Annotated in this window: 12 protein-coding genes and 1 pseudogene; 4 read left to right on the top strand and 9 right to left on the bottom strand. The window is 33.3% G+C overall.

Going from position 1 to position 12,528, the window contains the following annotated elements:
• Positions 1-32: 32 nt before the first annotated feature.
• The 6 genes from ACVEGE_RS15820 to ACVEGE_RS15795 form a co-directional block, all read right to left on the bottom strand.
• On the bottom strand, positions 33-356 hold the full coding sequence (locus tag ACVEGE_RS15820; protein ID WP_108741739.1) for a DUF4133 domain-containing protein: 324 nt from the start codon (positions 354-356) through the stop codon (positions 33-35).
• A 12-nt stretch (positions 357-368) separates the two neighbouring features.
• Complete coding sequence (locus ACVEGE_RS15815; protein WP_108742576.1) at positions 369-707, bottom strand: DUF4134 domain-containing protein; 339 nt, start codon at positions 705-707, stop codon at positions 369-371.
• Positions 708-842: 135 nt separating this feature from the next.
• A complete protein-coding gene (locus tag ACVEGE_RS15810) occupies positions 843-1,316 on the bottom strand; it encodes a hypothetical protein (RefSeq protein WP_108741740.1) in 474 nt (157 codons plus the stop codon).
• A 173-nt stretch (positions 1,317-1,489) separates the two neighbouring features.
• The gene (locus ACVEGE_RS15805) at positions 1,490-2,692 is read right to left on the bottom strand and encodes a hypothetical protein (protein ID WP_192501566.1); all 1,203 of its coding nucleotides are present in this window, start codon (positions 2,690-2,692) and stop codon (positions 1,490-1,492) included.
• 50 nt (positions 2,693-2,742) lie between these two features.
• A complete protein-coding gene (locus ACVEGE_RS15800) occupies positions 2,743-3,615 on the bottom strand; it encodes a helix-turn-helix domain-containing protein (RefSeq protein WP_108741742.1) in 873 nt (290 codons plus the stop codon).
• Between the two features lie 316 nt (positions 3,616-3,931).
• Complete coding sequence (locus ACVEGE_RS15795) at positions 3,932-4,627, bottom strand: hypothetical protein (RefSeq protein ID WP_108741744.1); 696 nt, start codon at positions 4,625-4,627, stop codon at positions 3,932-3,934.
• 334 nt (positions 4,628-4,961) lie between these two features.
• Here ACVEGE_RS15795 and ACVEGE_RS15790 point away from each other — a divergent pair, with 334 nt between their 5' ends.
• The 4 genes from ACVEGE_RS15790 to ACVEGE_RS15775 all read left to right on the top strand — a co-directional run bounded on the left by ACVEGE_RS15790 (position 4,962) and on the right by ACVEGE_RS15775 (position 10,920).
• Complete coding sequence (locus ACVEGE_RS15790) at positions 4,962-6,626, top strand: helix-turn-helix domain-containing protein (protein ID WP_192501565.1); 1,665 nt, start codon at positions 4,962-4,964, stop codon at positions 6,624-6,626.
• Between the two features lie 96 nt (positions 6,627-6,722).
• Complete coding sequence (locus ACVEGE_RS15785; RefSeq protein ID WP_192501564.1) at positions 6,723-6,899, top strand: histone H1; 177 nt, start codon at positions 6,723-6,725, stop codon at positions 6,897-6,899.
• A 540-nt stretch (positions 6,900-7,439) separates the two neighbouring features.
• Positions 7,440-9,827 (top strand): TonB-dependent receptor, encoded by a 2,388-nt coding sequence (locus ACVEGE_RS15780; RefSeq protein ID WP_192501563.1) that lies wholly within the window; start codon positions 7,440-7,442, stop codon positions 9,825-9,827.
• A 10-nt stretch (positions 9,828-9,837) separates the two neighbouring features.
• A complete protein-coding gene (locus ACVEGE_RS15775; protein ID WP_192501562.1) occupies positions 9,838-10,920 on the top strand; it encodes a PepSY-associated TM helix domain-containing protein in 1,083 nt (360 codons plus the stop codon).
• A gap of 160 nt (positions 10,921-11,080) precedes the next feature.
• Here ACVEGE_RS15775 and ACVEGE_RS15770 read toward each other — a convergent pair.
• From ACVEGE_RS15770 to ACVEGE_RS15760, 3 genes and pseudogenes are all read right to left on the bottom strand, one after another.
• Positions 11,081-11,549, bottom strand: a pseudogene (locus ACVEGE_RS15770) (transposase); the annotation flags it as partial.
• 229 nt (positions 11,550-11,778) lie between these two features.
• Complete coding sequence (locus ACVEGE_RS15765; RefSeq protein WP_192501561.1) at positions 11,779-12,183, bottom strand: PIN domain-containing protein; 405 nt, start codon at positions 12,181-12,183, stop codon at positions 11,779-11,781.
• A complete protein-coding gene (locus ACVEGE_RS15760) occupies positions 12,183-12,422 on the bottom strand; it encodes a hypothetical protein (RefSeq protein ID WP_108741750.1) in 240 nt (79 codons plus the stop codon). The genes ACVEGE_RS15765 and ACVEGE_RS15760 overlap by 1 nt, the downstream gene beginning before the upstream one ends.
• Positions 12,423-12,528: the final 106 nt, after the last annotated feature.

Here is a 12,528-nt window from a genome sequence, read left to right as displayed (position 1 = left end):
TTCATTTAAATTTAACTGATTCTTCATTCCTTTCACTGCAGCATTCGCATTTTGTAAATCCTTCTACTTTGAGTCTTAACTACCGTAGGTAATTGTCTTTTCGCTAGCTCTTTCATCATTCCGTGTTCTCCGTATTTGTGGCTCATTTTATAAATCTTTACAGCCATCACCGTTCCTGCTATACCAATAATTCCCAACGAGATAAAAGAGGGTAACCCGATAAAATACATCATCGAAAAAAGAATCATTAACACTACTATTCCTCCTCCAAAATACCAGATGTACTGCGCTTTTAATCCTTTAAACTCGATACTCTTATTAATTCCTTTATTTATACGATAGACGCTATTTCCCATATATACAAAGCTTTAAACTCCAAAAAAGGATTTGATTACGGTAGCAACAACAACTAGAAATACGCAGCTACCAAACCATGCCGCTGCTACTTTTCCGGTATCAGGATCACCTGCATTCCATTTTTGATAGACCTTAACTGCTCCAATTAGTCCAAGCAACGCCCCTACTGCATACATTAATTCCGTACCAGCATCAAAATAACTCCGAACCTTCTGATTCGCTTCGTTGATACCAGCAACACCATCCTGACCATAGCCGTGAGAGCTAAATAACAGCAATACCACAACGCAAACTCCAATAATTATTTTTTGCCGACTCAATCCTTCTAAATTCAATTTGCACTTATTCATAACACTTTGTTTTAAAGTTAAAATCATTAAAAATAATGTAGAGCATGCCGCTGTCTCAATTTCTCATTCTTGTCACACTAAGCCATACCGCACTGAAACGGACAGGGGCAATTCCTCCACATTGTAACATTGTTTTTACTCATTCCACAAGTCCTCCACCTCTAAATAACTTAAACTTATAGTATCTAGTTTTTCACATTCTGAAATAATCAGTTCACTGACTGAGGATCTAAAAGGAGAGTTTTTAATACTGGAGTATTCGGTAAATAGCAAACTGAGATGTCCAATAAATTCTGATTTGATAACTTCTCTTTGACTTGCAACTTTTACTAGATTTTTTAGCTTTTCGGCGAAAGTATCTATATCAAGAATAGTTTCTTCTGTTTCTCCTAAAGATGTTTGTTTGGAAGTACCAGTTAAAGTTTGCGGATGAACTACATCATAATGAATTTCTAAATCCTTAATTCTGCGCTTACGAATTTTCCGCTTTCCTGTCACAATTTCTGTGATGTCAAATAAATAATATCTAAATCCAATAAATAGATACCAACTGGCTAATAGTAGTACAATCACAACGATGTAATTGCCCCATGAAATGTTTGTAAACATAGCTTCTTAATTAAATGTTCAACTTCCTTTTTTTTCCTCAAACAAAAAATTGATGTTTGATTTCATAAGTCAAAAGAACAATTAGTTAACTTTACTCACAAGTACAACTTTAAGTTGTACCCTTTAGTACCCCTGATTAAAAGAGCTATATGATCTATTTTATATATTAAGAATTAATAGCTATTTATTTTAGTAATCATCTTCTCCAGCGTCTTAATAGCAACTGCTTTATCACGGTCTTCAGCATTGTAAGACTTGCTCCTTACAGATTGATAGGAGAGCTCTTTTTTAAACGGAGTAGATAAATAAGGAACAATACTTTTAAATACTTGACTCATGGAACGGGCTTTTATGACACGAGACTCATCTGCAGCTCTCAAAATAAGAGCAATCTGATCACACGATAAATCACACTCCATTTTAAGATTGGAATCAATTGCTATTGTGTCGCTTTGAGGAGTTGCAACGACAACAGCTTCTTCTTTGGTTTTTATTTGCTGTTCCAAGTAGCGAATTTCATGTTGAAACCAAGTGAATAAAACCTCTTTCAAGTGAGGTTCCTGGGGGTCAAACATTCTTTTCGGCTTACAATAGAGCTGCCCAAATTCTTTGTAAATAAGTAAAATAGCGGCCAATCTGTCGCCAACGGTATCATAGTGATCGAGCTGGAGCAGAATCCTATTCTTAAGATAAGCACTGTATTCCTGACAATTAAAATTAAAACATATGAGTATTTCATCTGCTGCCGAATATGTACTGCTTTTTACAACTTCTAGCGTATCAATAGCTAAGGCATTCAATAACTCCTTTCTATAGACTATTTCCCTATAGGTGCTCTTATTGCGATGCTCTGATGCTAATTTTTGATACAGTTTTGCCATAACAATTTGTAAAGGATTTTCTGTTATAGAAGACATTACAGTGTTACTTTTAAACCCGTCCAACTTGGACAGTATTTCTCTTTTTGACACTATTTGATAGGTGATTGGAACACGTACATCCAAACTAAGATATTTGTAAAATCGATTTTCGACAAAAGATATTAAATCTTCTAAAACAGATGTAATGGTAACTCCAATATGACGAAGATGGGGTTCATTAAAATACTCATGTTGTTGGTTTTCAATAGTGCAATCTAAAAGATAAATAAAACTAGAGTGGTATTTCCGAACCAAAAGTCGAAACTGTCTCTTTTTTCGAATAGAAAAAACTTCTTCCTTGATTTGTATTTGAATCCTACGAGATTCTTTTTTAATATGAGTAACCAGTTCCTCGCTTTCAGCAATTGATATGGATTGTAGCACGCCTCTCTTGGGGTTAAGTTCCTGCACTATTAAACAATCGAACCATTCTAAGGGGTATTTTGTATGTATCATAGAATTGTTTTATTGGTTGTGAAAAACAATTAAAGAAGGCAGCGACAAATCTACTTGCTTAAACTACTACGGTATACTGACGGTGCTATTCCAACATGCTTTTTGAAAAAGGTGCTAAATGAAGAAGGACTATTAAATCCCAATTCCTCAGATAACCGATTGATAGTAATTTGATCATCATCAAGCCTATTTTTCGCTTCCATGATAAGGGTTTCTTCAAGAATTCTCTTTACTGGTTTACCTGCTGTCTGCTTGACCACTTTGTTCAGATACCCAGCCGTAACATATAAAACACCTGCATAAAACTGTACCCTGTGTTGCTCTTTAAAATGAATCGCTAGAATATTTAAAAACTGAATAGTCAAATTTTCATTTCTTGTAAAACTCAAGTGATAATCACTAACAAAATACCCATAAATGCATCGAAGTTCATACAAAAAGAGATTAAAACTAATACGCTGCAACTCGGTTGCTACATGCCGAATTGCTTTATCACTGTTCACTTGATACATCAACTTATAGATTAGCGATACCACCAAATAACTTTTAAGATCTAAACTCACCTTTCCAATACTTTTACCACTAAGAAAATAGAAAGCGTTAAGAAGGGCTTGCTTATTACAATTTTCTATCGCAAAGGCTGTACTGAACGAAAGGTAGAACAGTTTTAGCTGAGGATCCGTCTCTAAAATGACTAAAGCCCCCCCTTTAGAAAGTACCACTAAATCATGAGCAAATAACTCCAAAAAAACGTCACGAAAAGAAATTCTTAGGCTGCCTGATTTTATAAGTAGTACAGCCGTATTACTTATAAGGAAAGCTTTATGCCCCACTTTTTTAATCGTACATTCGTTTAGAATTTGAACATCTAAGCCTTTAACAGGAAGTTCATTTAAATCGATATGTAGTAAAGTCATTATCATAATTCACTCGTTTCAAATAAAAAAGAATGCTGGCAAACTAAAGTCGTACTAATCGTTCTTATTTGATTTTTCGACAACAATCAAAAAAATAAAGTACAGATTTAATAGGGTTACTACAAAAAGTAAATACCCCATCGTTTGAATACTCGCACTTTTCTTGCGACCGTTAAACCAATAGCCAACTATTTCATCATAGCTTAATAAATCTATAATGAAATAGAGACTAATAAGGTTAAATATGACCAACATTAAAGAAAAGTAAGTGGTTAGTTTCATCATTAACAAGATCATTTTTTGTTATAAAAAGATTATCCGATTATAAGTAATAACGCAGATTGGCAATTACAGAAATGAGTGAAGCCTGAAAAGGATGAAACCCTGATGCTACTTTTTTGTTCCCAACGGAGATTTCCCAATCTCGATCTTTATGCCCCCCTTCTGCATCAAGTGCGTATCTGGTAACTGAGGTAATTCCTAAAATCGTTTCCAATTCGAAGCTTGTTAGATTAGAAGAGTCCATTATTCCAGCTTCATATGTGGTAATGAAATCATACAATAGATTATACTCTGCTTCCCTATTTTGAATGAGAGATACAAAAAAACCGAGTAAACTACTTTCTGCCGCTTCGCTCAATGTACCTGAAGCTAGTGTTGATATAACCACAGTTTCAGGATTATTTATACTGATACTAATACCGTCCTCCGTAATCAATATATTGCTTTTACCTAAAACATCGGGAGCCTTTAACTTTGCTCCGATGTAATTTACTTGAGTCGCTAAATCTTGAATAGTTTTAGAATATCCATGAATCTGATAGTACTCCGAAAGCCAAAAACCATATTCTTTTCCAACTTCATCGTAAGGATTAGCATTATTTGCTGGACCAATTGTTTTCGATGTACTTGCTTGCGCAGAAACACTATTAACTTCTTCAATTGTATTTCCATATTCATCCGTAGAGCAGGAAATCATTACTAAAACAACAAACAAACCTAAAAATAAATTTTTCATAATTATTAGTTATAAAATGTGACTGAGAACAATATCTCCGTTCATTTACCCGGGTAAGCAGAACCTTTATTTAGCACGATGCTAAACTTTTTGCTTTTGAATTCGAAACAAATCTATATGCTCTAAAGTACCTATACAACAATATAGTGGTGGGTTTTCACGATTTTAACTATGGAATTTCACGAAATCCATACAGTTTTTCTGAACCAATAAAACACTATTTATCAGTAGATTATAGTATTTTTGAAATACACTTTGTTGAAAATATTCCAGTATCTATATCTTAATACATAAGGAGTGTTTAGCAACTACCCCAAATTTAATTGATGTGTTTATGAAGAGATTTTCTATACTACTGTTATTTGTACCCCTGTGGATACAATCTCAGAATACCTCGTTCAAAGTTCCAGACTCCATTCAAAATAAAGATTTTGCTTATTTGGACGACCGAATAGATCAGTTTAAAAATGACAGTACCAGAGCTGCCATATACTTATTTACTTATATCAAAAAAGCGAAAAGGGAACACAACTGGCAGGAGCTTAAAAACGGTTATCAAAACTTAATGCACATGTCCCCTTCATCAATGCGGATAATTTACGCTGACAGCATGGTATATGCAGCAAAAAGGTCAAAAGATAATGCTGCAATAGGTAGTGCATTCTTGACCAAAGGAATAGTTTTGTTCTCCATTAAAAAACACAAAGAGGCATTAGATGACTATCTAATTGCTAATGAATATATAGCCAAAATAAATGATTTCTACCTGATTTATAAAGTGAAATATAACATTGCACAGCTGAAGAACAACATGGGGCTTTATGACGAAGCCATCTCTTTATTGAGACAATGTGTCACCTACTATAAAAACAATCATGATAGAGCATATCTAAATTCACTCCATTCACTGGGACTGTCATATAATAAAGTGGGGAATTATGGCTTGTGCTCCATAACTAACGAGGAAGGAGTCAAAGAAAGTGAAAAGCGTAGTAGTCCAGAAATGATTGCTTATTTCCAGCACTCGGAAGGTGTGAACCAATATTTTCTAAATAATTACCAAAAGGCTATTGATAATTTAAAAAGTACAATGCCTGAAATAGAAAGTAACAACGATTTTGCCAATGAGGCTGTAGGGAATTTTTACATTGGAAAAAGTTATTGGGAACTTAAAAAATATGAAAGTGCCATCCCATATTTTAAAAAAGTAGACCAAATTCTAAACAGTAAACAATTTATAAGACGAGATTTATTAGAAACTTTTGTGTTATTAATTAACTACTACAAAACAAAAAAAGATGATAATCTACATTTGTATTATATAGACCAACTACTTAAAGCAGATCATTTGCTGCTTGAAACTAACAGTTACTTGGTTTCCAAAGTGAGCAAGGAGTATGATAATAAGAATATTTTGATTGAAAAACAAAAATTAGAGGGACAGGTAAATGGACAAAAATCCAACAACTTAATTTTCATAGTCCTTGTAACATTAATATTCTTAACTCTTCTTTTCGTAAGCTATCGCAACTTTAAAATCAAAAGTACATACAAAAAAAATTATGACGCACTAATGAATAAAAGCATCCAGCCTACAAAAGAAATCACCCCAATACAACATGCTGGAATAGCTGACATCAATACTGCAGCGGTTAATGAATTAATTAGGCAATTAGAAAAATGGGAACAGGGAAAGAAATTCCTAGATAAAGAAATAACCTTAGTAAAACTAGCCGCTACTTTTAACTCCAATACTAAATATCTTTCTCTTGTTGTGTACCATCACCGCCATAAGAAATTTGTTACCTACGTTAATGACTTGAAAATTGATTATCTGATCAACGCTCTCAAAGAAAGTAAAATTCTGCAACAATATACAAATAAAGCACTGGCTGATGAAATCGGATTTAGTTCTACCCAACGTTTTGCGAATGCTTTTAAAGCAAGAGCCAATATGCCTGCAGCTTTTTATATAGCACAACTTAATAAAGAAGAATAGAAAGTGGTATTCTAAACAAGAGAATAACTCATGTTTTATACTCTAAACAACAGCATAAATTACTATTTTTACGTAAAAACTTAATAAAAAAAAATCATGAAAGATCTTATTCAAAAAATTAATGCCGAGTATGCAACATTTAAAACTGAATCCGAGTCGCTAACTGAAAAAGGTGTTAAAGCAGCTGGAGCAAGAGCTCGTAAAGCCACTTTAGAGTTAGAGAAACTATTAAAAGAATTTAGAAAAGTTTCTGTAGAACAATCAAAAAAGTAATATTTCTTTTTTGATTGTAAAAAAATCTCGTTTAAATATTTTTAAACGAGGTTTTTATACTTGTAATGCAAACTAAATTTTCGGAGTTATAATTCAACAACTTCAGTACTACTTTTCCATATTCTGTGGTACATTTTATTATATTCAAAGTTTAGCATTTCATTAACTGTTTTAGTCGGCCTTGGTAAGACTGCCAATAATTTCTCTTACTAGCCTCATTAAGGAAAGAAGCTGCTACCATTTCCTCTGCGATATCATGAATGCTATGATATCATTAAACTTTTTTTTCACTGATACCTATATGCTCAGTAATTACAAAGAATTGTTGTCTTATCTTTCCTTGGGCTAAATTTTTAGGTAAAAGTCCATCATCCAACGCAAATTCTTTATCATCTATACGAATACGGCTATTCAACAGGTCATAAACTTGACTTAGCCTATGATCATATATTTCTTAAAATAAACTTAATTTTCCTTTGCTAACTTTCTTTTTAGTTTTACTTTCGCGCTTTATATTTAATTAATCTAAATAAGAATAAAATGAAAATTATTATTTTAATTGCTGCTGCATTTCTATCAGTTCAGGCATTTTCGCAATCAAATTTAAAAGGTAAAATTACAGATCAAAATAATCAGACAGTCATCGGGGCGACTGTGCAAATTAAAGAAATAGGAAATAGTACGATTACAGATGTTTCTGGAGATTATTTGTTGTCTAACATAAATGGGGGAACTTATTCAGTTAGGATTGAAATGCTTGGTTACCAAACTAAAGTCAAGAGTTTTACGTTTGATGGTACTAGCTCAATAGTATACAATGTTACATTATCAGATGATATAAGCCGTTTAGATGAAGTTGTAATCTCTGCCAGTCGGCATTCTGAATATTTATCAGAAATTCCAGCTTCTGTAACGGTAGTTGGACAAGCTAAATTGCAAGAGTTTGCTAAATCTACTTCAAATATTAGTGAAATACTAGAGTTTACAGTGCCAGGTTTAGCGATGTCTTCAGGTACTTTTTCTAACTGGGGACAAACATTACGTGGCCGATCTTTACTAGTTATGGTCGACGGTATTCCGCAGTCTTCACCTTTAAGAAACGGGCAATTAGGAATAAAATCAATTACTCCTAATGATATTAGTCGCGTGGAGGTTATAAAAGGAGCTACTTCTATTTTTGGTAACGGTGGTAACGGTGGTTTTATTAATTACATTACTAAAAAACCTAATTCTTTCAAAAAAATTGAAGGCTCCACCAATGTTTGGGGTACATCTAATCTCGCTGAAACAAAAGACGCATTAGGATTTGGAGTTTACCAATCCTTTCAAGGGAATTTAGATAAATTCAGTTATTATATTAGTGGGAGTTATGAAGAAACGGGTAATAAATATGATGCTAAAGGCGTTCCTCTTTTACCAACCTATGGATTTGATAATTCTAAAATATACAGTGCGTTAGGAAAGATTGACTATCAATTATCTGAAAATCAAAAAATAACGCTAGGAGGTAATTTTTATAAATCGGTGCAAAACTCTCCATTTATTCCTGTAACTGCAAAAGTTGAAGTTTTTAATAAGGAAGGAGATTATACTATAACAGCTGGATATGGTAAAAAAGGGACTATTGTGGGAGAAAAAGCTAATGGTTCGATCCTTGGTAATGGACAATTAACCTATAATTTAAATAATATATTTTCTGAAACCACAGACTTTCAAACTGATTTGTATTACCAAAATACGGAGAACATTTTCTTTTATTCTGATAAGTTTGAAAACGGAGGTCAATCGGTAATAAACGCAGAAAAATATGGCTTAAGACCAAATTTTATCACGAAGTTGTCAGACAACAAAGCGGCAGATATTACACTTACGTATGGTGTAGATTTACTTAGAGATAAAACCAATCAAGGGCTATTGGATGGTAGGTTATGGGTGCCTAATATCGAAATGACTAGCTGGGCGCCTTACGCACAATCTACACTTAAATTTAATGAAAAATGGGTTGTCAAAACAGGTTTGCGTTATGATGATATTAATATGGATATTGTTGATTATAGTACTTTGCCGTATTCCGGTAAGAGTGATGGTAACTTTACCCCGTCTGTAGACGTACAAGGTGGTAAATTAAACTTTAATAATCTCGCCTTTAATTTTGGTGTACGCTATATTGAGCACCAAGAATTTATACCATATATAAGTTATTCACAAGGTTTTTCAATTGCAGATTTAGGTTCTGTATTGCGTTCTGCAACAGCAAGTAATATTAATGATATTCAGTTAGAAGCTGCAGTAACTAAAAACTATGAATTTGGTTTTTTATCTAGATTTAGTAACCTGAAGTTGGAGGCTGTTGGATATTACAGCACCTCTAGTTTGGGTACGGGAATTGTATTCGTTGACGAGCTAAATACATTCCAACCTTCAAAACAACCACAACGCATTTATGGTGCAGAGGTTGCTGTAGATTATTTTACACCAAACGATAAATGGCAATTTGGAACCTCTTATTCGTATGTTGAAGGTACAAAATATAATGTAGGAGATGAAAATAACTTAAGCTATTTGGGAGGTGATGTAATCTCTGCACCAAAATTGACTGTATATGCAAACTGGAAACCGATGCCAAAAGTAAGTACTTCTATTAGAGTTACCAATTCCGGAGACAGAGCGAGGTTTGATCCTTTTTTAAATGCAAAAACTAACAATTATGAATTTAGACATACTGAGTTTCCAGTAAGTGGTTATACTTTAGTTAATCTTTCTTTAGCATACCAGTTAGAACCTAACTTGTCTGTATCCTTAGCGATAAATAATTTGTTAAACGAATATTATCTACCTGCAAGATCGCAATGGGCATCCCCATTAAAAACATTCACAGGAGCTGGCGAAGGCGCTAATGCTAAAGTAAGTTTACAATATAATTTTTAATTTCTGATTGATGGCTTTAGGGAATATAGTGCGTAAATTTCATCTTTGGGTAGGTATTACATGTGGTTTAGTAGCTTCGATTTCTGGCATTTCTGGTGCTATGTATGTGTGGCAACCAGAACTCAGCGCGGCTCTTAACCCAGAGCTATTAAAAATGAAAAACATAGATAGTTTAGAGGAGGCCGTTTTTTTAAAAACGGCAGCCTCTTTAACAGCAACACACTCAGATAGTATTAGTAAAATGTTCTTGCCGTATAGAGAGCAGCAAACAATTTCTATTGAATTTAAAAACGGGAAAATCAATTATTATAATTCAGAAAATGGGCAGTTTTTAGGAGAGAGGTCAGCTTCAATTGTGTTTTTTGAAAATTTGTTAAAATTTCACCGTACCCTTTTAATTCCAGAAATAGGAAAGTATGTGACTGGAACAAGTACCATTATTTTCCTTCTAGTGATATTGCTTTCGGGTATCTATATTTGGTACAAAACCTATAGTGCTACCCTTAAAAACGGTTTTAAAATTAAATGGAAGAGTAAGAAAAAGAAATTTAACTTCGATCTTCACAAGGTATTGGGCATTAGCTTTTTTATCCCACTTTTGACAATTGCCTTTACAGGTGCCTACTTTACATATAATTCCTATTATAAAAAGGCGCTATCAGTACTAGATAGTAAAACAATTTTTAAACAAGAAATACAAAACAGCAATCCCACTTCCTTTGCAGCGATTTTGTCGAATTCCGATAAAAGTTATGCCTTGCGTGCCATATATTATCCTAACGATGCAAATGATAACTATAGATTTAGGTATATTGAGAGTAGATTTAAAACGCAAGGACTTAGAAAAACCAAAGAACTGACGGTCAGCACAAACCTAAAAATAATCTCTTTAACAGATTATAAGAATGATGCTACTAGCAACCGTGTAGCAGCACAATTTTACCCTGTACACATTGGTGAAATTGCAGGACCATTTGGTAGGATTCTTGTTTTTATTGCTGGACTTATTCCAATTACATTGTATATAACTGGCTTTAGGATATATCTTTTCAAGAAGCGCAGGAAAAAGAAGTTTCTGGTTGACGGCAATTAAATATCGTCACTAATATTCAGAACAAAAAGGTTTTTTTTAAAACAGCAACCGCCCCAAAAGTTAGTCGGTTAAATTAATTTAGATTTTTGAATGAGTTCAGTGCTGTACTTGGCTCCTTCCTTTTAAAGTAAGTCTAATTTAAAAATTTTATAAATATTGGATTAAAATTGTTTTTCTTTGAATTTTGAGCCCGAAGTTTGGTGCTATCTCCCGCAACAAGGCTTCCGCCGATGAGTTCAAAATGCGAAGCAAGATTTACCGTAGCACGAAAAACACGGGCAATAGCTTTAGGATTGTCTTTTCTGAAATTGGCAATGGTATTGTGATCTGGAACCAAGCTTTTCATGAGCCAAATAAGTTCGATATTCCGAACGCATTCTTTCTCCAAACCCTGAACAACGCATCCGATTGAGATATCCGTAAATAAAATTTTTGAGTAAATCCGCGGGATGATAAGCCGGCCGACCGTTTTCAACAAAGGTAAAATCAAAACCAAAATCAGCTAATTCTAACCTATCCACAAACAAGTCAATGAGTCTAACTTGATTGTCTTGCGCGATTGCCTGTTCCATGGAATAAGCAAAAAGGGGAATTTGACTTCTATCGCTTCCAATGATAAATTTACTCATAAATCACTTTTTAAAAATACTTAAGCACCTAATAATCTGTATCGTTTATTTAGGACTAGACATTGAATAAAAAGAAAGGAGGTTTTTAGACAGTTTGACGTGTCGCGGCTTGTAGAACTGGCGAACTTCGTGACCGAGATTTTTCGGCTAAGATAAAATTTCTTGCGAAAGATAAACGTGAATTTACCACATATTTCGCCATTTATGTAAACCGCTGTTGGCAAAAGTATTATTTGCGCACAATCCAATTTTCGATTTCAATTCCATTTAATCTTTCGAAATCTTTGATGTTTTCAGTTACTAAAATTAATTTATTTTCTACTGCTGTAACACCAATTAATAAATCAAATTCATCATTTTGAGGTTTGCCAAGTTTATTTAAGCGAACTTTTTCTTCTGCGTATTTTTTTATAGATCCAAAAATTGGAATTATAACAATTCCTTTTAAAAAAATATCTATAGCTTTATGTGATTTAACTTTATCAAGACTATTTTCAGCACCAAATCGTAATTCTAAAACAGTTATTTCAGAAATATAGCAATTTTCGACACCCTTTGCTTTTAGTATTTTATCAACTTCGAATTTTCCACGTAGAAAATGTATACAGATATTGGTGTCAAGTAAATATTTCATTAGAATTTAATTTCTTTAGTTCTAAATTTTCTACTTGATTTTATTTCTGTATTTATTTCATCAGAGGTTTTTTCGCTAGAAAATGCACCAAAAGATTTATAAAAATTATTTTCTTTACTTTTATTTTCTGCTTTTAAGGATTTCGTTAACTTTTCAATCAACTCAAGTTTACTCATAGAGTTTAAACTCTCGAATAATCCGAAGTAATTTTCTATAATATTTTTGTCAGTAAAAGTCATTTTCGTGTTGTTTTATTCAAAGATATGATTTTTTCCGGTTTTGGTCAAATATTTTTGCCAACGTCAGTTCGTCTAAAAACCCTTCAAAGTTCCTATCTAAACTTGA

It is taken from the genome of Flavobacterium sp. PL002, assembly GCF_054165825.1.
This window is presented reverse-complemented; position numbering and strand designations above follow the sequence as displayed.